The following is a 21,907-nucleotide window of genomic DNA, read 5'->3' as shown; positions in this document are numbered from 1 at the left end:
CTATGGCGCGCTTCGGCGCGGGCGAGACGCGGTGTGCCCGGCCCGGGGCACCCGCCCACCCACCGCGAAGCCCAGCAGCATGGTGAACCCGTCCAGCGCGACGAACCGCTCCCACGCCGCCATCGCCCTGGCGTACACGCCCAACCCCAGGACGCCCCGCTCGACCAGCGGGAGCAACCGTTCCGGGGACAACTGCGGCCCGAGCGCGCCGACGCCGCCGACCTCGTCGCTGGTGTAGGCGAACGGCCGTACGGTGATCTCCTCCAGGCCCGCCGCCCGCAGGATCCGCGGCAGCCTGCGCGCCACCAACCGGTCCCCGCCGTCCGCCGCCTGGGCCGAACCCAGCGCCCGGTAGGCCTCGGCGGAGAAGGCCGACATGTCCGGGTCGGCGCAGCCCCACAGCCCGGCGTCCACGTCGACGACGGCCAGCCGTCCGCCCGGCCGCACCAGGCTCGCGAGGGACCGCGCGGCCCCGACCGGGTCGGCCAGATGCTGGAAGACGTACCGAGCCAGCACCAGATCGAACCCCGCCGCCGGCAACGGGGGGCGGGCCAGGTCGCCCGCCACGTAGCGAATCCCGTCGTCCGACCCCTGCACCCGAGCCACCGCCAACAGTCGCTCGTCCGCGTCCAACCCCACCACCCGCGTGCCGGGGTCGACCAGTCGCGCCCGCAGCCGCCGGGTGACCGCTCCCGTGCCGCAGCCCGCGTCCAGCACCGCCCCGCCCGAGGTCGGCGCCCACTCGGCGAGCACCCGCCACTCGTGTGCCCAGCTCAACTCCGCCTGGGTCTCCAGCCGGCGCACCTCGGCCGGCACCCCGCCCCACTCGGCCTGCGGCCGGTAGCTGCCGCCGGGGTGGATCGCGCCGCTCACCGCGCGCCGCCGTCCGCGAGCAGGTGCGGCGTCATCAGCAGCCCGTCCCGCGGGCGCAGCGTCACCAGTGCCTCCGGCACCACCGGATGGCCGACCACGCCGCGCAGTTCCAGCCGTTGCAGGATGGTGGCCAGTACCAGGATCGCCTCCGTGGTCGCGAACGACTGGCCGATGCACACCCGGGGCCCGCCGCCGAAGGGCACGTACGCGTGCGCGGGTCGCCCCTGCCGCGCGGTCGCGGTGAAGCGGGCGGGCCGGAACTCCTCGGGTGCGTCCCAGACGCGCGGGTGCCGGTGCAGGGTCCACGGACTGATGCACACCAGCGTGCCCGCGGGCACCGTGAGTCCGTCGAGGACGTCCTCCGTGTTCGCCCGCCGGGAGATCAGCCACACCGGGGGATACAAGCGGATCGCCTCCTCCAGGCAGCGCCGGGTCAGATCCAGGCGCGGCAGGTCCTGGGCCCGGGGCGCTCGGCCACCGAGCACCTCGGCCAACTCCGCCCGGACCGCCGCCGCGTACTCCGGCCGGCGGTCCAGCAGATGCACCGTCCAACTCAGCGCCTTGGCCGTGGTCTCGTGCCCGGCCATCACCATGGTCAGCACCTGATCGTGCAACTCGCGATCACTGAACGCGTCCCCGTGCGCGTCGCGCGCGGCGAGCATCGCGTCCAACAGGTCGGCGGGGCGATCCGACGGCGGTCCGGTGTAACGGCGTGCGGCCACCAGCATCCCGACCACCCGCTCCAGGAAGGTTTGCGCGGCCAGGTACGACTCGCGCAGCCGGCGGAACGCGACGTCGTCCACGACCGACGCGTTCGGCTCGCCGTCGAAGTGGCCGATGAAGCGGTTGATGTCGTCGACGGCACGCCCGAATCCGGGCCCGGCCGCGGCCAGATCCGCGCCCAGCAGCGCGTCCGCGACGATCCGCAGGGTCAGCGCGGTGAAGTCGTGGTCCACCCGCACCGGGCGACCGGCCCGCGCGGCCTCGCTCCACGCGTCGGCGAGATCCGTGGCGGCGTCGGTCATCAGGGTGTCGAACGCCTCCACCTGCCGGGCTCGGAACGCCGGCGCGCACAAACGCCGTTGCCGCTCCCAGGTCGGCCCGTCGCTGGTCAGCAGCCCGGTGCCGAGCAGCGGAGTGAGCATGAAGTCGTCGGGCGTGCCCGCCTTCGTCCACGCGGTGTAGTTGTCCTTGAGGACGTGCCGGACCAGATCGGGGCGATTGACGAACCACACCACCTCGCCCCGGGTGCGATGGCTGCACAGGTCGCCGTATTCGGCGGCGAGTTCGGTGAGGAAGGCCAGCGGGTCGTCCCGGATGCCGGCCAGGTCGAGTTCGTCGGCGGGCCCGGGTGGACGCCGGCGGACGGGGGATTCGGACACGAGGAACCTCCTGGAGCCGGCCTGCGGATACCGGCGACGGACGCGAAATCGGCCACGAACTAGGCCATCTGACGTTGCACCAGCCGGTGGAACAGCCCGTCCTCGTCGGCCAGCAACTGGTCCGGCGGTCCCTGCTGCACCACCCGCCCGGCGTCGAGCACGATGATGCGGTCGGCCTGCATCACCGTGGACAGCCGGTGCGCGATGATGATCCGGGTGGCGTTGAGCCGGCGGGTGCTCTGGGTGACCACCTCCTGTGTGCGGTTGTCCAGCGCGCTGGTCGCCTCGTCGAAGAACAGGATGCGCGGTCGGCCGATCAGTGCCCGGGCGATCATCAGGCGCTGCCGCTGGCCGGCGGACAGGGTCACCGCACCGTCGTTGAGGACGGTGTGCATGCCCATCGGCATATGGCCCAGGTCGTCGTCCAGACCGGCCATCTCGGCGGCCTCCCATGCCTCGTCGAGGGTGTAGTCGCGCAGCCCGCAGATGTTGTGCAGCACGCTGCCCGCGAACAGTTGGCCGTTCTGCAACACCACGCCGAATTGGCGGCGCACGGCCGCCACATCCAGCGACGCCAGGTCCTGCCCGTCGTAGAGCACCGAACCGGTGGTCGGCTCCTCGAAGCCGATCAACAACCGCAGCAGGGTCGACTTGCCGCAGCCGGTCGGCCCGACGATGGCCACGAACTCGCCGGGACGGGCCCGCAGGTTCACGTCCTCCAGTACCGGCGGGCTGTCCCGGTGGTAGCTGAACGACAACCGGCTGACCTCGATGCCGCCGTACAGATCACCGGGCGGCTGCTTGGACTCCAGGACCTCGGGCAGCGCCCGCAGCACCGGCTGCACGCCCTCGTACAGCGGCACCGCCGCGGCCACCATGGTCACGCTCGCGGTCATCTGCAACATCGAGCCGAGCATCAGGGTGAACGCGACGTTGAAGGACAGGAAGTCGCCGACGTCCAGTTGCCCGGAGGCCGGACCCGAGACCATCGCGAACAGCACGAGCGTGCAGGCGAGCAGGTAGGCCGAGTTGAACACCGTGACCAGGTTCTGCAGGCGGCGGGTGCGTACGGTCAGCATGCGGCCGCGGGCGAAGGCCATCGCCCAGAACGCGAACGCCCGGTCCTCGGCCGCTGCGACACGCAACTTGGGCAAACCGGAAAGAAGTTGGAACATACGGCCGGACAACAGGTGTTCCTCGGCCACGAGTTCGCGCTGCCAGCGCATCTGGCGCAGTCCGGCGACCGCGCAGACCGCGCCGCCCAGCAGCGCGAGCAGGCAGGCCACCAGTGCGAGCGGCACGCTGTAGAAGAACAGCAAACCCAGATCGACCGTGAAGACCAGGAACGCGGGGACGAACAACGCGGTGACCCCGCTGAGGATCTCGCGCAATCCGCTGATGCCCATCGCGGCGCTGCTGAGCGAGCCGGAGGAGACGGAGGCGAAGAACCCGGTGGGCAGCCGGAGCAGCCGATCCCACACGGCCGCCTGCGCGGACGCCTCGAACCGGCCCTCGATCCGCAGCAGGGACAGGTTCTGCACCGCGGAGAAGGCCGCGGCCAGCAGGGCGGACGCGATCAGGACCACGCACATCTGGGAGACCAGGACCCGATCGCTCTGCGGCACGAACACGCCGAGCACCTTGCCGGTCAGCACGGGCACCAGCAGACCGAGCAGGGCCGCCGCCAACCCGCAGGCGAGCAGCACGAGCAGATCGCGTGCGCTGCCCCGGACGCCGAAGCGCAGCAGCGCGCCCCGGCCGCCGGGCTGCTCGGGCAGCGGCGGGTAGAACATCGTCGCGCGGCGCTCCAGCGTGTCCGCCAGCGCCCGGGTCACCGGCCTCCAGTCGGCGCCGGAGGAGTCGAGCACGTGATAGCGCCGCCGCCGCCACACCAGCGCGACCGGGCGGCGGGTGTCCGGATCGTTGTCCACCGCGCGCACATGGCCGACCAGCGGGCCCGAGTCGGTGCGCCACCAGCGGTCCACCAACTGCACGTCGCGCACCCGGAACCCGGAGGAGACGGCGATCCGCTCCAGCGGGTGCAGTCGCGCGTCGGAGGCCTCCGAGGTGCCCGAGCGGGTGACCCGGACACCGCCCGCCTGTCCGACCACCCGGGCCACCGCGAGGTAGTCGTCCTGATCGGCCGCGTCCAGGCCGGGCCGGTGGGCCGGCCGATACGGGTCGAGCACCGCGCCCAACGCGCGCGAGGAACGGCGCAGCGCGTCCGCGTCGACCAGCCGCCGGGCGTCCAGTTCCCGACCCGCGTTGCCGCGTCGGCCGCGCAGCCGTTCGTCCACGCGCTGCATCAGGGTGTGCTGATGGCGGGCCAGGTCGGTGGCGAACACCGCCTCCGAGAGCACGTCGCGGGTGCGGACCGCGTGCACGAACGCGCCGCCGGCGGAGTACAGCCAGTCGGCCGCGCCGATCGCGAGCCGGCCGCCGAACCCGACGGTGGGCACCGCCTCGGCATCGCCGGCGTCCTCCGCGGCGGGTCGGATCGCGCCACCCGGTCCACGCTCGTCGGGCTCGACGGCGTCCTCGTTCGGCCCGCCGATGGCAACGGAGCCGGAGAGCACCCGCACCCACAAGGTGCCCTCGACCGAGCGGGCCGAGCCGCCGGCGGGCATCTCCGCGCCGTCCCCGGCCTCCAGGGCGGTGAAGGTACGCGGTGGCAGGCCCATTCGGACCGCGTCGGCCAGCGCGCCCAGGCCGCGGTCCAGGCAGGCCGCGAAGCAGCCCGCGAACGCGTCGTCCCCGGCGGCGGCGGTGAGCACGTCGGTGAGCGCGGCGGTGCGCACGGCCCCGCCGGGCAGCGGTTTGCCCAGCATCGCGGTGCCGCCCGCCGGCACCCCGCACAACGCGGTCCCGGCGCCCACCCGGCACAGGAACTGCCAGCGACCGCCCTCCTCCTCGGTGGTGGCGAACACGTCCACCATGCCGGCGGTGACGAACCACACCTCGTGCGCGCCGACGAGCGGGAAGGCACCGGCGACGTCGGGCCCCAGCCGGTCACCCAGCGCGCGCAGGTCCAACGGGGTGTCGTCGGGCGGCTCGGCGGGTTCGAAGCCCTGCGGGGGCTCGGTCATCCTGCTTCCTCCATCGGGCGGTTCGCGGGCGGCGGGCAAGGCGTGCGGGTGATGGCGTCCGGTGCCGGGGACGTTGCCGGCGACCGTGACGGGCACGGCGTCGAAGGCGATGGGTCGGCCGAGGCGCCGGCGGAACCGCGCCTCGGCCGGCGCCTACTGGTCGCGGATGAGTTCGGCGTACGGCCCGGCGACGGCCGCCAGCGCGTGGTGGCTGCCGCGTTGCGCGACCCGGCCCTGTTCGAGCACGACGATCTCGTCGCTGTCGCGCACCGTGGACAGGCGGTGCGCGATGATCACGCACGCACAGCCCCGCCGACGCAGGTTGTCGTCGATGGTCGCCTCGGTCTGCGCGTCCAGCGCGCTGGTGGCCTCGTCCAGGACCAGCACACTGGGATTGCGGACCAGCGCGCGGGCGATCTCCAGGCGCTGCCGCTGGCCGCCGGAGAAGTTCTTGCCGCCCTCGGCCATCGGGCTGTGGATGGTGCCCGGGCGGGCCGCGACCACGTCGTACACGGCCGCGTCGCGCAGCGCGGCCACCACCGCCTCGTCCGGGATCGAGTCGTCCCACAGGGTGACGTTGTCGCGCACGGTGCCCTCGAAGAGGAAGATGTCCTGGTCCACGAACGCGACCGCGGTGCCCATCACATCGCGCGGATAGTCCCGTCGCGGCCGGCCGTCGAAGAGCAACTCGCCGGTCCACGGCTCGTACAGGCCGGCGATCAACCGGCTCACCGTCGATTTGCCGCTGCCCGAACCGCCGACCAGCGCGACCCGCTCGCCCGGGCCCACCCGCAGCGAGAAGTCGTCCAGGAGCGGTTTGCCCAACGGGCTGTAGCCGAAGGTGACATGGGAGAGCTCGACCCGACCGGCGAGCACCGGGGTGGTGTCGTGCCCGTTCCCGAACCGGGCCCGGCGGGCCTGTTCGTCCTCCAGGAACTCCGGTGCGGGCGGGAACTTCTCGATGTCCTTGAGCCGGTGCAGGTCGGCGGTCACGTCCTGCAGGCGCGGCCCGAGGTTGGCGAGTTGGGCCACCGGTCGGCTGAACGAGTTGACCAGTGTCTGGAAGGCGACCAGCAGGCCGATCGACATGTGCCCGTCGATCGCCCGCAGTCCGCCGATCCACAACAGCAGGCCGCTGTCCACCGCGGCCAGCAGCGGCGGGACCACGGCCAGGATCGAGGTGGGCGCGCCCAGCGTCTGCTGTCCGGACACCACCCGGGCCTGGAACCCGGCCCAGCGCTTGAAGTAGTCGCCCTCGGCGCCGGATGCCTTGAGCGTCTCGATCAGTTGCAGGCCGTTGTACGAGGCGGCGACCAGGCCGGAGCGGTCCGCGCGCAGCCGGGCCACGGTGTCCGTGCGCATCCGCGAGACCAGCTTGAGCACCACGATGTTGAGCATCGCCACGCCCACCCCGACCACGGTGAGCTGCGCGTCGTAGGTCCACAACAGGCCCGCGTAGACCAGCACCAGGAGCGTGCTGACCGCGGTGGTGGCCACGTCGCGGGACAGGATCTGCGCGATCGTGGCATTCGAGGAGACCCGTTTGCCGATCTCGGCGGGACTGCGCTGGGTGAAGAACACCACGGGCAGACGCAGCAGATGGCGCACCACGCGTACCGAGCTGCGGATCGAGGACGCGGACTCGACGCGCAACAGGTGGGCCTGTTGCAGCATGGTCAACCCGACCGTGACCGCCGCCGCCAGCCCCATCGAGGCGAGCAGCGCGGGCAGGAACGAGTGGTCGCCGCCGGTGAGGACCCGGTCGATGTACACCCGGGTGAAGGCGGGCGCGGCCAGCCCGGGCAGGATCAGCAGCAGGCTGGCCAGCAGCGCGAGCAGCAGCGCGCCGCCGCTGCTGCGGTAGCGCGCCCGCAGGTCGGCGAGCAGTCGGGGCGAGTGCCCGCCGCGGCGGAAGTCCGGGCCGGGCTCGAAGGTGAGCACGATGCCGGTGAACGCGGCGTCGAACTCCTCGAGGGTGACCACCCGGCGGCCCTGCGCCGGGTCGTTGAGGCGCATCACCGGTCGGCCGAGCCGGCGGGCCGGGCCCTCGTAGACCACGAAGTGGTTGAACTTCCAGAACAGGATGGCCGGCGGCCGGCCGCGGAGCAGCGCGGCGGTCTCCATCTGCATGCCGCGCGCGGTCAGACCGTACGCGCGCGCGGCGCGCAGCAGGTTCGCCGCCTTGGCGCCGTCCCGGGAGACGCCGCACGCGTGGCGCAGTTCCTCCAGCGGCACGTGACGCCCGAAGTGGGCGAGCACCATGGCCAGCGCGGCGGCGCCGCATTCGACGGCCTCCAACTGGATGACCGTGGGGGTGCGGACCGACGTCCGGCGTTCGCCGGACTCGCGGCGGCGTCTTCCGGGCTCGGCCGGGGCGGGAGGTCCGGTCGGTGCCCCGGCCGGCGGGGGCGAGGTGGTGGTCATCCAGGAAGCAGCCAATCGAGCGGGCGCTCGCCCGGCAGGCGGGCGAAGCCGGTGATGGGGGTCTGCGAGTCGATCCGGAACGGCGGACCGGACTTGTTGGTCCACCGATAGCCGCTGAGTGTGCGCGGATCGGTCTCCAGGTCGACGGTGACCCGGACCGCGCCGCCGGCGGACAACAATCGGGCCGCGGCCTGTTGGTCGCCGCCGAGGAAGTCGGTCACCTGTTGGGCGGTGTAGGGGAACTGGTCGATCGCGGTGATCCGGCCGCGCAGCAGTCCGAACGCCTGGGAGGGCGCGGACTGGACGGACACGTCCACCTGGGTGCCCGGGCGCAACATGCCGGCACTGCGCGGCGAGACGAACAGCGTGGCCAGCAGTCGGTCGTCGTTGGCGTCGGTGCGCTCGACGGTCATGAACGTGGTGCCCACCGAGATGTACTGGCCGCTGGAGACCAGGACGCCGATCACCCGGCCGGCGAACGGCGCGCGGACGATCTGGGTGGCACCCTGCTGGTCGACCACGGACAACACCGGGGTGCCCTTGGGCACCAGCGTCGCCGAGTCCACGAACAGGTTGGACACCAGGCCGGTCTGCGGGCTCTGCACCCGCGAGACGCCCAATGGGTGGGTCAGGATGCCGGGCACCTTCACCTTGCGGGGGAGGGTGCCGGTCGCCGACCACCCGGCGGCGCAGCCGACCAGCAGGGCCAGGGCCAGCAGCAGGGCCCACGCGCGGGGGCGAGCCAGGCGGATCGGCGCGTCCAGTTCCTCGGGTGCCTTCAGCGCCTCCAGGGCCTCACGACGAAAGTGCATCGCGGCCTCCCATCGGGCCCGCGCGCTCGGGGTGGTGCGGCTCGACCCGGTGCGGCTCGACGCGATCCGGGTCGAGGTGATCGGATTCGACGTGATCGGGTTCGACCCGGTGCGGCTCGGGGCCGACCGTGCCGAGCAGGAACTCGCCGACGCTGCCCTCGTGTTCCCACCGGTTGCCGGTGGCCAGCGCGAACATGTCGGAGTCGCCGCCGCCGAGCCCGCACGCGGCCAGGCCCATCGCGGTCGCCACCAGGTACATGGTCTGGTAGAGCACGCCCACGTGCTTGAGCACGAGCGCGTAGCCCATCGTCTGGTACTTCCACATCACCCGGCCGAAGCGCGCGCTCACCACCAGCACCACCTGCGGCGGCGCGGTCATCAAGGACGTGGCGCGGGCCACCTCGGACAGCCGGTGCACCGCCGGGCCGGGCTCGGCGACGCGTTCGAGGCGATGCTCCCGCGGGTCGTAGTGGTAGAGCCCGGGCTCGATGCCCTCGACGTTGTTGATCAGCGGGTACAGCTCCAACTCGTGGCAGCGCCCGCCCGAGGGGTAGGGGCGGTCGCCGATCTCCTGGCGCTCCTCGTGGAAGATCGCCCGGTTGCGGGCCGTGCGGTACAGGAACTCGCCGAGTTGGTCCAGGGTCAGCGGCGCCGCGTCGTCGTGCGCGCGGATCGAGCGGCGGCCCTCCAGTACCTCGGTGAGGGTGGGGTCCGTGCGGCGCACCGCGTCCAGGTCCGGGCGCGGCAGGTCGATCGCGTCGCCGGGGAACGCCGGGCGCACCGCGGGCAGCGGCGGCGCCGAGGCGGCCCGCCAGTAGGTGCCGCCGTACGGCAGGTCGTGGCGCCCGGCGCGGGTGCGGCCGTGGAACCACAACTCGTGCGGCGACCACTGGGCCCGGTCCGGATCGGCGTCCTCGGTCTCGGGATCCACCAGCAGGCCGTGTCGGGCCAGCAGGTCCAGCGCCCGGCCGACGCCCGGTGGTGATTCGGCGGGCCGGTGTGGCAGGCCGGCGAGCAGCGCGGCCAGCGCCGGGTCGAGCAGGTCGGCGGCGACCGGGGCCAACGGCGACTCCAGGACGGTGTGTTCGCCGTCGCGGCGCAGCACCGCGAAGCGGGACAACCGCAGCCGGGTCCGGTCCACGGCGGCGGTGCCGCGCGCGGCCTGCGGCGCCGGCGGCGCGAGCGGACGCAACGTCAGCAGGGGCCGGCCGGCCGCCTCCAGGCGGATGCTCAGCCAGCCGCCGGTGCGCAGCCGGCGCAGCAGCGTGGGCAGCTTGAGCAGCGCCGCCTCGCCCTCGCGCGCGATGACCACCTGATGCAGGTCGTCCTCGACGCACGGATGGGCGGCGAGCAGCGTGACGGCCGCCGCGACGCCCGGCGTGAGCACGCCCAGTGCCAGCCCGCGCGGGCCGAGGAAGAGCAGCGTCGCGCCGTCCGCGGCGGTGCTCACCCGGGCGCCGGGATGCAGGGCGATGCGTTCCACCGGCGCGGACTCGGTGGGTGTGGCGACCGCCGCCGCGGGCGGGGTGCCGAGGCTGGTCATGGAACCTCCGGGGCAGGTCGGGCCGTACGAGGGCCGCGCCGGGGCGGGCGGTGCGGCCGGTCCGGGGCGCGAGGCCGGAGCCGGCCGGCCCCGGGGCGCGGGACGAGGCCGCGCCCCCGGGCCGCCCGGGTGCTCAGAAGAAGACGCTGTACGGGTTGAGCTCGGCCTCGGGGGTGGGCGCGTCGAGCCAGCCGAGCCGCACCGGCGTGTCGTACATCCGGCCCGGACCCAGGCGCCGCCAGAAGTGCCGCAGCCCCGGCACCATCACCTTGGCCACGTGCAACTCCAGGTCGGGCAGCGACTGGTCGAGCACGATCACCTCCAGGTCGACCGCGCGCAGCCGGTCCACCGTGTTGCGGATGTCGCGCGCGATGTCCCCGCTGTGCAGGGTGCCGTAGCCGGCCAGGGTGGTGGCCGGCAGGTGCGGCGCGGGCAGCGCCCACGGCTCGCGCTCGGCGGTGGCGGTGTGCAGCCAGGCCAGGGTGTGCGGATCGTCCTCCCAGTACTTGGTGGTGCCGTCCGGGTTGCGGTTGATCACCGCCGGGAGGAACTGGTTGACCTCGGTGAGCGCGCGCAGCACCGCGATCCGTACGTCCAGGTGCGCGCCGAAGCCCAGCAGGATGTCCTCCACCGGGTGGTCGGTGCGCCGCGAGACCGCGGCGAACGTGGGCACACCCAGGTCGGTGGTGATGTCGACGACCTCCAGCGTGCGCTGCATCCCGGCGTAGAACTCGCGCAGGGTGTCCACGTACGGCTCGCGCAGCGAGTCCAGGTCGAAACCGGGGCGCAGCGCCCGGTTGTACCACCACAGGCCGACCGCGTCCCGCTCGCAGCTCTCGAACAGGCCCTGCATGATCGCCTCTTCGAGGGTGTTCCCGGAGGCGTTGCCGTTGCCGTCGCTGAAGCAGAAGAAGTGCTCGTGCAGGTCGGGGTGGCCGAACCAGGAGTAGCCGGCCGGCACCAGGCGGGGCCGGTCCCCGGTCAGCGACCACGCGCGGGACCACTGCAGGCGCCGGTCCTCGTCGAAGCGCTCGGGCACCAGGTGCAGCCGCCCGGCCGATTCGCGGTTCCACCTCTCGCGCGTCTCGTACTGGTTGTCGGAGTACAACAACAGGTCGTAGGGGTGCACGGCCAGGTCCGGGCCCAGTTCGGCGAACGAGCCCGGCTCGGTGGTGCGGTCCGCGCGCCATACGCCCGAGTAGCGCTCGATCGCCTCGCAGACCCCGCTGACCCGCGCCTGGACGTCACTGCGGCCCTTGCCGCCGCTCTGCCCGCGCAGGTTGCGCCGCAACATCGCGATGTTGTGCCCGGGGACGGCGAAATTGTGGCTCGCCGAGTAGCTGAAGGTGACGCCGTTGTCGACGTCGTTGAGCAGGCGCAGCGAGCTGATCGCGCCCAGCAGCCGGCTGATGTGCTTCTCCAGGCGCTTGAACGTGTCGTCCGGGCGCATCGTGCGGTGGCCACCCTCGTCGTCGAACACCACCGGCTGGTCCGCGAGTTCGATTCTGGGGTCGCGGTCGAGCAGGAGCGTGGGGTCGCCGCAGGCCGGACACTGGGGTTGGCGGATCAGGCGATGTTGTTCCAGGCGCCGGCCGGCAACGTGCAGGGAGACCAGGACGCCCTCGTGGTCGGAGCGCCCGGCGGCCAGCAGTTCGGCGGCGGCCGCGGCGACCAGGTGCGCGGACAGGCCCACCGACCACGCGGTGGCGGCCAGCGACGTGCGGATCGGCTCGTCCGCGACGGTGCCGTCGTCGCGCCGCCGCAGGAAGGTTTCCACCTGCTGGTTGCCGGCCAGCCGGTGGGCCAGGCAGTGCCAGCAGCCGGTCTTCCCGGGGACCAGGTAGGGGCCGGTCCACACCTCGGCCCCAGTGGGCTTGGCGAGCAGCCACGGCAGTGCCTCGGCGCGCAACCGGGCGTCCATCGCGTCCAGTCGGGGGTCGAGGTAGTCGTCGGTGAGCACCACCGTCAGGTCCGGTCCGCGCCGTCCCTCACTCGCCCCGGCGCCGACCTCGGCCGGGGTCACCGGGGTCACCGTCGCGCCGATCTCGCGCAGCGCGGCGACCACGGCGGCGGCGTCCACCGCGCCCAGCGCGGCCACCTCGATCCGCGCCTCGCCGAGCCGGCGCAGCGCCGTCGCGGCGTCCAGTCCCAGGCCCTCCCAGGCCGCGGCGGTGGCCCTGTCCTCGCCCACCGCGCCGTCCACCAGGTGTCCGAAGCGCTGGAACTTGGAGACGGCGAAGACGACTTCACCCATGGTGAAGCGTTCGGCCAGCTTCTCGGTGATCTCCGCGATGGTGTGCGTGCCGTCGAGATACGGCAACACGGCGGTGACCGCCTTGCCCTGCACGAGGTAGTGGCCGTCCTCGCAGACGAGGAAGACCCGGTCGGGACCGAAGGCGCGAGCGACGAGATGTGCCTTGAGACGAGGCAGGTCCACGAATTCTCTCCCGGCGTAGTCGAAATTCCACGAGCGGCGTCGACGGCTGCTGCCGGTAATTCTTAGCCGCCGCCGATACGCCCGGACAAGGTCGTTTCGGCGATTCTCCGCTGTTTCTCCGGTGGTCGTGCACTCGGGCATGGGGGTGCCCCTCGGATCCCTATCGGGGGGTGCCGCCTAACGTTGGGGGGTGTCTCGATTAGCTTCCCGGACCGGCGCTTTGACCTGCGGGAGGTGAGGGTCGAGGTGTGGGGGAGGGGCGCCCTAATCATGGGATCCGGTAATTATGAATTCGGGCATTGACGGGCCACCGGCCGCCTCCGCATGCTTCCGGTATCGCAGCCGACGTCGATCCGAAACCGGGCGTGAACAGGCGCCGAGCAGGTGGGACGTCGTTATTCCGGACCGATTCGAATCGGCGCGGAATTTGCTGCACGACCCGAAGTCGGACCCCATGAAGGAGATTCGGATGGACCCCAGGGACAGGGCCGCGTTCGTCAGGTCCTACACGAAGGTGTTGACCGCGGCCTGGTCGGACGACGAGTACGCGGCCCGGCTCGAGAACGACCCGCGCTCCGCGCTGGCCGAGCACGGCCTGGAACTGCCCGCCGGCGCCACGGTGCGCATCGTGCGCAACCTCGGCGGCGAGCCGGACCTGGACAGCCAGGTCGAGCTGTGGGAGAGCGGCGCCGAGACCAACTCGTACGAGCTGCGGGTGCCCAACTCGCCGCAGATCGAGATGCGCGAGCTCTCCGAGGCCGACCTCGAGTCCGTCGCCGGCGGCGGCCTGGACTCGCCGCAGAACCCCGACGACACCACGTACTGCTGCTGCTGTTCTCCGTGCTGCTGCTGCACCTGATCCGCAGCGCACCCGACCGACGTCGCGGAGAGGAAGGCTCGCATGGAGCCCAGGGAAAGAGCCGCGTTCGTCGGCTTCTACGCCAAGGTGCTGACCTCGGCGTGGTCGGACGACGACTACGCGGCCCGCTTGGAATCGGACCCGCGAGCCGCCCTCGCGGAAATGGGCTTCGAGCTACCCGCCGGTGCCACGGTCAGCATCATCCGTGAGGCCGGTGGCGAGCCCGACCTGGAGGCCCAGGTGCACGCCTGGGCGGAGGGCGCCAAGACCGGTCGATACGAACTGTGGGTACTGGACTCGCCGTTGCTCGAGACGCGCGAGTTGTCCGAGGCCGACCTGGACTCGGTCGCCGGCGGCGACGCGTACAGCTGTTCCTGCTCGCCGTGCTGCACCAGCACCTGATCGACGCCCGCTCGGTCGGGTGAGCACCGATCGGCGCCCGATCGAGTGCCGATCGGCCGCACCCGCACGCGATCGCCCGCATCCGCACCCGAGCGGCACGTGGGGGACCGCCTGATCCACCGCTGTCCGTACAGCCGGTTCCGGCGCCCCGGGAGTCGTCCTCCCGCGGCGTCGGAACCGCCCCGTTCCACCGACCCGAGGCGGAGAGAGATGCCCGGACCAGCCGCGCCGGATGTGCGCGCACCGCGCCCCCTTCCGGTGCGCGTCACCTCCACGCCCGGCGACGCCCGCCGGGCGGCCTCGGGCGTTCGCCGCCGACTGGCCACGCTGGTGGCGGCCGTGCTGGTCGCCGGCGCCGTGCTGGCCGGCTGCGGGGACACCCCCGCCGACCCCAAACCGGCCACACCCCAGGGCGCCGCACCCCCGGTGGGCGTGGAACAGGCCACCCGGCTGCTGCACGAGTACGCCGCGGCCAACACCCGGATCAACGCGAGCCTGGACCCGGCCGCGGTGGACGCGATCGAAATGCCCCCCGCCTCGACCGGCAGCAAGGCCGGACTCCAGGTGGCCAAGACCCAGGCGGTCGTGGTGCCCACGACCGGATACGTGCAGCCCAGGTTCGTCTTCCCCCGACTGACCGGCTATCCGAAGTTCTTCGTCGCGATCACCCAACTGCTCCAGTCCGACACGGTCTCCCCCTCGCCCAAGTACCTGCTGTTCGTGCAGGAGCGCGAGGACGCGCCGTGGAAGGTCGCCTACTACCCGTTCGTCACCGACCGCTCCGAGATCCCCGAACTGGAGCAGGACGCCACCGGCGGCGCCCCGGCGGTCGCCGACAGCGCCGGTCTGCTCGCCGATCCGGCCGCGCTGGGGCGCGCGTACCAGGACTACGCCCAGGGCAAGCGCGACCCCAAGGTGCCGCTGTCGCCGACCAAGACGCTCACCGGGCAGCTCACCGGCGGCTGGACCGCCGGAGTGCAGGCGCTGCGCGCCAAGGGCGCCCTGCTGGAGCGGGTGATCCCCACCGACGCGCCGCGCTACCCGACGTTCCTGCTGCGCACCCGCGACGGCGGCGTGCTCGCCTTCACCGCCGTCCAGGTCCGGGACACGATGACCGCCGCCGGCGGCAAGGACGGCGTACCGCTGGACGCGGGCAGCCGCGAGGCCGCGCTCGCGGGCAGTCCCGAGGGGGCCCGCGCACCGCAGTACGTGGTCGACCGCCTGGTGGTCTCGCTCAGCCACATCCCGCCGGCCGCCACCCCGGGCACCGGCGTGCAACTGATCGCCTACGGCGACTACGCCCTCTCGGTCACCTGAGCACCCGTCGGCCCGTCCGCTTCGTCACCGACCCCAGCAGGAGGCTCCCCGGATGTCGCCGTCGCCCGCCGCACCGGCCCGTCGCCGCCAGGTTCACCTGGTCGAGCTGACCGTGATGCCCGGCGTCCGCTACAGCGCCGTGCTCGGCCAGCTCCAGGCGGCGGCCCAGGCCGACCCCGGGCTGGCCGCCGCGACGAGCTTCCACAAGCACGTGCACCTCCAAGGCGGCGGCGCCTACGCGCGCGCCGCCCGTACCGTGCTGGACAGCCTCGACGACCCGCTCGTGGTGGCCTTCACCGTCTACTTCTGGAACCGGGCCCGCACCCTGGAGCTGGCCCGGCGGGTCAAGGAGCGCTGGCCGCGCTGTCGGATCGTGGTCGGCGGCAACGACGTCACCCACCAGCAGCGCGAGCTGTTCGCCCAGGCGCCCTGGGTGGACGTACTCGTGCACGGCGAGGGCGAGTTGCGCTTCCGGGACCTGCTGCGGGCCTTCCTCGCGCATCCCGACGCCCCGCTCGCCGACCCGATGCTCGGCGCGGCGTTGGCCGCGATCCCCGGGATCAGCCGGCCCGGGCCGAACGGGCGCCCGATCGACACCGCCGACGCGCCTCGGGTGAGCGACCTGGACGCGCTCCCCTCCCCGCTGCTGGACCCGGGCGTGTGGTCGGACCAGGACCTGGCCGCGTCCCGGATGATCGTCTACGAGACCAACCGGGGTTGTCCGTACTCGTGCGCGTTCTGCTACTGGGGCGGCGCCACCAACTCCAAGGTCCGCCAATACTCGCTGGAGCGCATCCGAGCCGAACTCGACCGGATCGTCACCCACGCCGGCAACGGCACCCAACTGTTCATCGCCGACGCCAACTTCGGCATCCTCCCGCGCGACACCGAGATCGCCCGGCACCTGGTGGAGCTGTGCGCGCGGCACCGCAAACGGCTGCTGGTGATGACCAACTGGGCCAAGAACACCAACGGGCGCGTCGTGGAGATCGCCTCGATCCTGCACCGGGCCGGCCTGACCGGCGCGATCACGCTGTCCGCGCAGTCCTTCGACGCCGAGGTGCTGCAACTGGCCAACCGCACCAACATCCGGGTGGACAACTACCGGCGCATGCAGCGGCAATTCCGCGACCGGGGCATCCCGACCTACACCGATCTGATCTGGGGCCTGCCCGGCGAATCGCTGGCCACCCACCTGGACGGCGTCGAGGAGGCGGTCGCCGCGGGCGGATCACCGGTGGTCTACCCGCTGCTGCTGCTCAACAACACCGACTACACCCACGCGCGCTTTCGCGACGAGCACGCGCTGACCACCCGACGCATGCCGTGCGACCCGGGCAACACGGACCTGATCGCCGACGTGGTCACCGGACACGCCCGGATGGACTTCGAGGACTGGCTGCGCGGCATGGAACTGCGCATCCCGCTCACGCTGTTCCACAAGTGCCTGCTGCGCTGCACCCTGCGCGTGCTGGCGCACACCACCGGCACCCGCACGGTCGACCTGGTCGCGGCGCTGGGCGAACACCTGCGCACGGGCGGCCCCGACCCGATCGCCGCGTACTGGTTCGGCGACTACACCCGCTCGTGGCGCGAACCCGAGCGTTTCCCGCGCGAGGCGCTGTACGCCGAACTCGGCGACGAGTTGATCCACGAGGAGGTGCACTACCAGGCGATCCTGCATCGCATGGTGCGCAACCCCGACCGTGCCCGGCAACACGCGCACGCGGCCGTGGACTTCCTCTACGAGCGTCTGGGCGCGGACCCGGTCGCGGCGGCCCGGCTGCCCGGGCGCGCGGACCTGGAGCGGGTGACGGAACTGGACCTGGCCGCCGCCGCGGTGTTCCGGGCCGGCATCCACAAGGTGGCCGAGACGCACGAGTTCGCGGTGCCCGGTGCGCTGTGGGCAATCCTGCGCGAGCACGGCGACGTCCCCCCGGCCGACGACGAGATCGCCGCCGACACGGACGCCGGCTTCGGCGTGGACGCCGATGCCGACACGGACCCCGGTCCGGTCCGGGGCCGGGTCGCGGTGCCGCAGGCCCGGATGCACTACCCGTTCAGCGCGTACGCCCTGTCCGTGTGGCACGGCAGCGGCCGGCCGATCCACGACTGCGCGACCACCGCCCGATCCGCCGACCGGCCGCTGCCGGCCTCCACGCTCCGATGAGATCGAGGCAGTCATGAATCGCACCGTGCGGGTGGCCGCCCCGATGCTCTACGCCACCGCGATCGTCCTGGCCTTCATGCTCGACACCCGGGCGGGCGTGGTGGTCTGCGTGGTCGGTGGCATGTTGCTGGGCGTGTTGTTCACGGTGGCCCGTCGCCGCCGACCGTCGCGTCCGCAGCCACCATCCGGCCCACCAACGACTCGGTGAACGCGGCGACCGTCGGGCACTCCCAGAGCGCGTCCGGTTCGATCTCGAAACCCACGCGCTCCTCGGTCTCGGCGAGCACGGACAAAGCGGCCACCGAGTCCAGGCCGTAGTCGGTCATCGGCGTGCCGGGATCGATCGCATCGCGTGAGAGTTTCAACTCCTCGGCCAGAAAGCCGCAGAGCCAGCTCTGCAATTCGGCCCGCAGGACGTGCGCGGGAGAAGCGGGCATGTGCGGCTCCTTGGTCACGGCGGTGCGCGGCGCGGGGATCGGACCGATCCGATCCGGCGCGCCGGCGCGGATGGCTACTGCGGATCCCGGTAGAGCGAGGCCAACCTGCCCTCGTGGAACAACTCGCGCATCGCCGAGCGCTGGACCTTGCCGCTGGTGGTGCGCAACACGGTGCCCGGGCTGAGCAGCGCCACCGTGCCCACCCGCACGCCGAACTCGCGGCCCACGGTGTGCCGCATCGCGGCCGCGAGCGCGGGCAGGCGCTCCCGGGGTACCCCGGTCACCTCGTGGGTGACCACGACCTCGGCGGACCCGGCGGTCGAACCGTTGGTGCCGGTGTCGAACACCACGCCCACCCGGCCCAGTTCCGGATGATGTACGCGCAACTCCTGCTCCACGTCCTGCGGATACACGTTGCGTCCGTGCACGATCAGCATGTCCTTGAGGCGGCCCTGTACGTACAACTCGCCGTCGTGGAGCACTCCCAGGTCGCCGGTGCGCAGATAGTCCCCGTCCTCGCCGAGTGCGGTGCGCGCGCCGAACACACCGCCGCCGTCGCCGTGTCCCCAGTAGCCGTCCGCCACGCCCGGACCGCGCACCCAGATCTCGCCCAGGCGGCCCTCGGGCAGCACCTCGCGCGAGTCCGGATCCACCACGCGGATCTCGCACGCCTCGGTGGGCGGGCCGCAACTGATCACCTCGCGCGTGGCCCCACCCCGCGTCGCGGGCACGAACGTGCCCCGGGCGAGCGCGCCCAGGTCCACGCGCGTGGTCAGCGGCGTGCGTCCGCGCCGCCCGGACACGTACAACGTGGCCTCGGCCAGGCCGTAGCCGGGCAGCAGGGACTGCGGCCGGAAGCCCGCCGGGGCGAACCGCTGCGCGAACGCGGCCAGCACGCGCGGGTCGATCGGCTCCGAGCCGCACACCGCCACATCCCAGCGGGACAGGTCCAAACCGGCCACATCCGCCTCGCCGATCTTGCGCAGGCACAGCTCGAAGGCGAAGTTGGGCGCGAACGAGACGTTGACGCCGTACGCGTCGATCAGCCGCAACCAGCGCAACGGGCGTCGCACGAAGGCGCTCGGCTGCATCTGCACGGCGCTGCCGCCGGCCAGCAGACCCCACAACAACTGGGCGTTGAGTCCCATGTCGTGGTAGAGCGGCAACCACCCGCCCAGCCGCATGTCCTCGGGCCAGGTCATGCCGCGCATCCCGGCGTGGGCGTTGTGCAGGATGTTGCCGTGCCGCACGACCACGCCCTTGGGACTGCCGGTGGAGCCCGAGGTGTATTGCAGCAGAGCGGTCGTGGATCGGTCCAGCGGCACCGGTGTCCAGGCGTCCGCGTCGTCGGCCAGGCCCGGTTCGTCGCCGGCGACGACCGGGACGTCGGCTGTTCCCGAGCCGGCGAGCCACTCGCGCACCTCGGCCGCGTCGGCGCACGTGGTCAGCACGGCGCCGATCCCGGCGTCCGCCGCGATCCCGACGAGCCGTTGCCGCTGATGCCGGTAGCGCCCGGGCAGGGGAGCCGGGATGGCGATCATCCCGGCGTACAGGCAGCCCAGGAAGGCCGCGACGAATTCGAGACCGTTGGGATGCAGCAGGAGCACCCGTGAGCCCGGCGCGAGGTGCTGTTGCAGCCAGGCGGCCCGACCGCGGGCCTCGCGGTCCAACTCGGCGTAGCTCCGGCGCCGCAATCCGCCCACCGGATCGTCCGGATCGGCGAGAAAGGCGACCGCCTCGGCCTGCGGCCGCTCCGCCGCGTGCCGGCGCAGCAGCGTTACCAGATCCGGCGCGTGGTCCAGGTCATCGATCATGCGAGTGTCCTTCGGCGGCCGGGCGGAAGTGCTCGGGCATGGGAAGGTGCGTGCTGCGGGAACGGACGAGGGCACGAGCGAGCGCCCCGGCACCCCGGTCCATGGCCACCGGACACTACCGGCGCCGTCACGGGGCGGACAGGCCGGCCGGCCGCGGCGGCGGGTACACCGCGGCCCCGGGCGCCCGGCCGGTCCGGGCGTTCAACCGGTGCGCCGCCGCAGTTGAACGCCTGTACGAGGCGGTGTGGTTGTCCGTCCGCCCGGCCGGTCCGAAAATGGCAGCGGCGGTGCCCGCATCACCCTTCTGCCCGGGCGCCTTCGTCCAGGGCCGACGTCGGATGTCCGCCGATGGCGCCGGTCGCGCCGCCGTGAGCGGCGCACGACGCGGCGCACGCACGCCATGGTTGCCTGGTCTGCCCGCCAGGGTCGTCCATTTCCCCGGATCTCCTCGAAGCGGAGTGCCCAGATGACGGATACACCTGTTTTCCTGCGCTCGAAGGTCATCGTCGAACCACTCGTGGACAGGTTCTACGCCTGGCTGCACACGGTGGCGCCGATCCAGGCGGCGATGAACCTGGCCTACCTCCAGGTGCCGATGCTGGAGTCGTACGTGCAATCGCCCCAGGTGCACATCGCCGCGAGTGACAACCCGGCGCTGCGCGGCGGCTACTTCGTCAACATCGGCGCGGAACGCTCCGCCGAGGTCAAGGAGTTGTTGGAGACGATCAAGCGGGAACGGGCGGACATGCTGCGCCTGGCCGCGGCGGTGGCCGAGGCGCAGGAGCTGCTGCGGGCCAACGCCACCGGGTTCGACCTGACCCCGCTGTACCCCAAACTCCCGCCCGAGCTGGGCGGCCTGGTCGAGTTGGCCTACGACACCGACAACCAGGCCTCGGTGCGCTTCATCGAGCCGCTGGCCTACGCGAGCGAGGCGTACGTCGAATCCCGGCAGTCGGTGCAGCTCTCGCTGGAGCCGGGCACCGAACGGCCGTTCATCCTGAGCACGCCCCGGCTGCCCGGACCTGACGTGCTGGAACTGCCCATCCCCTTCCGGCATTCCGGTCTCGAGGAGTTGTTCCGGGCCCGCACCACGGCGAGCACGCTCGGTCGACTGCGCGAGGCGCTCGAACTCGACGACGCCCAGGCCGTGCAACTGGGCACGCTGCTCAGCGACCGGCCCAGTCTGTCCGAGGATCGGCACATCGAGGCGGGCGGCCGGATCCGCTACTTCGGGCACGCGTGCCTGGTGCTGCAGACCCCCGAAGCGGCCATCGTGACCGACCCGTTCATCAGCGCGGACAGCTCCGCCGGCGACCGGTACACGTTGGACGACCTGCCGGACCGGATCGACCTGGCGCTGATCACCCACGGTCACCAGGACCACATCGTGCTGGAGACGCTGCTGCAACTGCGCGGTCGGGTCGGGGCGATCGTGGTCCCGCGCCCCTCGCGCGGCAACCTCGAGGATCCCTCCATGGCGCTGATGTTGCGGCACATGGGCTTTCCCGTGATCGAGGTCGACGACTTCGAGGAGGTGCCGTTCCCGGGCGGCAAGGTGGTCGCCACGCCGTTCCTGGGCGAGCACTGCGACCTGGATATTCGCGGCAAGTCGACGTACTGGGTGGAGTTGGCCGGACGCACCGCGTACGTGGGCGCGGACTCCTCCGGGATCGACCCGCAGCTCTACCGGCACGTGCGCAACCACCTGGGCACCGCGCACTACGCGTTCCTGGGCATGGAGTGCGACGGCGCGCCGCTGACCTGGCTCTACCAGGCGCTGCTGACCAAGCCGGTGACCCGCAAGATGAGCAAGTCCCGCAAGTTGTCCGGCTCGAACGCGGAGCAGGCCGCCGCGATCATGACCGAGCTGGGGGCGAACGAGGCGTACGTCTACGCCATGGGCGAGGAGAGCTGGCTGGGTCACGTGATGGCCACCACTTACAACGAGGACACCTACCAGCTCAAGCAGGTGGACGAGTTCCTGACCTGGTGTGCCGACCACGGGATCAAGGCCGGGCACCTGTTCGGGCAGCAGGAGTGGCGCTGGTGACGTCCCGGCGTGCCGGCCGGCGCCCGCGTGCGCGGGAGTCCTGACCCGGCGCCGACCCGCACACACGAGGGGGGGGACAAGGTCAACAGGGGGGGTGGGGGGGGGGGGGGGGGGGGGGGGGGGGGGGGGGGGGGGGGGGAAGGGGGGGGGGGGGGGAGTGTTGGTGTTGCGGGGTTGGTGGGGGAGGGGGAACAAGAGGCGGGTGTGAACCCCCCCGCCCCCCCACGCGCCAAACTCGGACGCCCCGCCGGGCCAACCGAGGCCGCGGACCGCGTCCGGGGTGAATCCGTCCCGGTAGTAG

General features: G+C 72.5%; 14 protein-coding genes. 5 read left to right on the top strand and 9 right to left on the bottom strand.

The window, feature by feature from the left end; translation table 11 throughout:
* The 7 genes from ACZ4FV_RS33960 to ACZ4FV_RS33930 all read right to left on the bottom strand — a co-directional run bounded on the left by ACZ4FV_RS33960 (window position 1) and on the right by ACZ4FV_RS33930 (window position 12,557).
* Window positions 1-873 (bottom strand): class I SAM-dependent methyltransferase, encoded by an 873-nt coding sequence (locus ACZ4FV_RS33960; RefSeq protein ID WP_402230255.1) that lies wholly within the window; start codon window positions 871-873, stop codon window positions 1-3.
* Entirely contained in the window at window positions 870-2,255 is a 1,386-nt protein-coding gene (locus ACZ4FV_RS33955; RefSeq protein WP_402230257.1) for a cytochrome P450, read from the bottom strand. Before ACZ4FV_RS33955 ends, ACZ4FV_RS33960 begins: the two co-directional genes overlap by 4 nt.
* 59 nt (window positions 2,256-2,314) lie before the next feature.
* Complete coding sequence (locus ACZ4FV_RS33950; protein WP_465324067.1) at window positions 2,315-5,341, bottom strand: NHLP bacteriocin export ABC transporter permease/ATPase subunit; 3,027 nt, start codon at window positions 5,339-5,341, stop codon at window positions 2,315-2,317.
* 153 nt (window positions 5,342-5,494) lie between these two features.
* Window positions 5,495-7,765 carry an NHLP family bacteriocin export ABC transporter peptidase/permease/ATPase subunit gene (locus tag ACZ4FV_RS33945; protein WP_395868016.1) on the bottom strand — a complete coding sequence of 757 codons (2,271 nt, stop codon included), beginning with the start codon at window positions 7,763-7,765 and terminating at the stop codon, window positions 5,495-5,497.
* Window positions 7,762-8,577 (bottom strand): HlyD family efflux transporter periplasmic adaptor subunit, encoded by an 816-nt coding sequence (locus ACZ4FV_RS33940; protein WP_395868014.1) that lies wholly within the window; start codon window positions 8,575-8,577, stop codon window positions 7,762-7,764. The genes ACZ4FV_RS33945 and ACZ4FV_RS33940 overlap by 4 nt, the downstream gene beginning before the upstream one ends.
* Window positions 8,561-10,120 (bottom strand): SagB family peptide dehydrogenase, encoded by a 1,560-nt coding sequence (locus ACZ4FV_RS33935; protein WP_465324064.1) that lies wholly within the window; start codon window positions 10,118-10,120, stop codon window positions 8,561-8,563. The genes ACZ4FV_RS33940 and ACZ4FV_RS33935 overlap by 17 nt, the downstream gene beginning before the upstream one ends.
* Window positions 10,121-10,253: 133 nt before the next feature.
* Window positions 10,254-12,557 (bottom strand): TOMM precursor leader peptide-binding protein, encoded by a 2,304-nt coding sequence (locus ACZ4FV_RS33930; protein ID WP_395868011.1) that lies wholly within the window; start codon window positions 12,555-12,557, stop codon window positions 10,254-10,256.
* 469 nt (window positions 12,558-13,026) lie between these two features.
* Between ACZ4FV_RS33930 and ACZ4FV_RS33925 the strand changes: the two genes are divergently transcribed.
* The 4 genes from ACZ4FV_RS33925 to ACZ4FV_RS33910 all read left to right on the top strand — a co-directional run bounded on the left by ACZ4FV_RS33925 (window position 13,027) and on the right by ACZ4FV_RS33910 (window position 17,305).
* A complete protein-coding gene (locus ACZ4FV_RS33925; RefSeq protein ID WP_395868009.1) occupies window positions 13,027-13,416 on the top strand; it encodes a hypothetical protein in 390 nt (129 codons plus the stop codon).
* A gap of 42 nt (window positions 13,417-13,458) precedes the next feature.
* Complete coding sequence (locus ACZ4FV_RS33920) at window positions 13,459-13,818, top strand: hypothetical protein (protein WP_395868007.1); 360 nt, start codon at window positions 13,459-13,461, stop codon at window positions 13,816-13,818.
* A gap of 210 nt (window positions 13,819-14,028) precedes the next feature.
* The gene (locus tag ACZ4FV_RS33915; protein ID WP_402230264.1) at window positions 14,029-15,135 is read left to right on the top strand and encodes a DUF8094 domain-containing protein; all 1,107 of its coding nucleotides are present in this window, start codon (window positions 14,029-14,031) and stop codon (window positions 15,133-15,135) included.
* A gap of 52 nt (window positions 15,136-15,187) precedes the next feature.
* Window positions 15,188-17,305 (top strand): radical SAM protein, encoded by a 2,118-nt coding sequence (locus tag ACZ4FV_RS33910; protein WP_465324060.1) that lies wholly within the window; start codon window positions 15,188-15,190, stop codon window positions 17,303-17,305.
* 140 nt (window positions 17,306-17,445) lie between these two features.
* Here ACZ4FV_RS33910 and ACZ4FV_RS33905 read toward each other — a convergent pair whose 3' ends face one another.
* Both ACZ4FV_RS33905 and ACZ4FV_RS33900 read right to left on the bottom strand, forming a co-directional pair.
* The gene (locus tag ACZ4FV_RS33905; protein ID WP_465324058.1) at window positions 17,446-17,742 is read right to left on the bottom strand and encodes an acyl carrier protein; all 297 of its coding nucleotides are present in this window, start codon (window positions 17,740-17,742) and stop codon (window positions 17,446-17,448) included.
* A gap of 74 nt (window positions 17,743-17,816) precedes the next feature.
* Window positions 17,817-19,556, bottom strand: coding sequence for a fatty acyl-AMP ligase (locus tag ACZ4FV_RS33900; RefSeq protein ID WP_465324056.1), 1,740 nt, complete (start codon window positions 19,554-19,556; stop codon window positions 17,817-17,819).
* Between the two features lie 466 nt (window positions 19,557-20,022).
* Between ACZ4FV_RS33900 and ACZ4FV_RS33895 the strand changes: the two genes are divergently transcribed.
* Window positions 20,023-21,606: an MBL fold metallo-hydrolase gene (locus tag ACZ4FV_RS33895; protein WP_402230274.1), complete on the top strand. Its 1,584-nt coding sequence runs from the start codon at window positions 20,023-20,025 to the stop codon at window positions 21,604-21,606.
* Window positions 21,607-21,907 lie beyond the last annotated feature (301 nt).

The organism is Embleya sp. NPDC025285, from assembly GCF_055558835.1.
The sequence above is the reverse complement of the archived record's forward strand: the minus strand, read 5'-3'. Positions and strand labels throughout refer to the sequence as shown.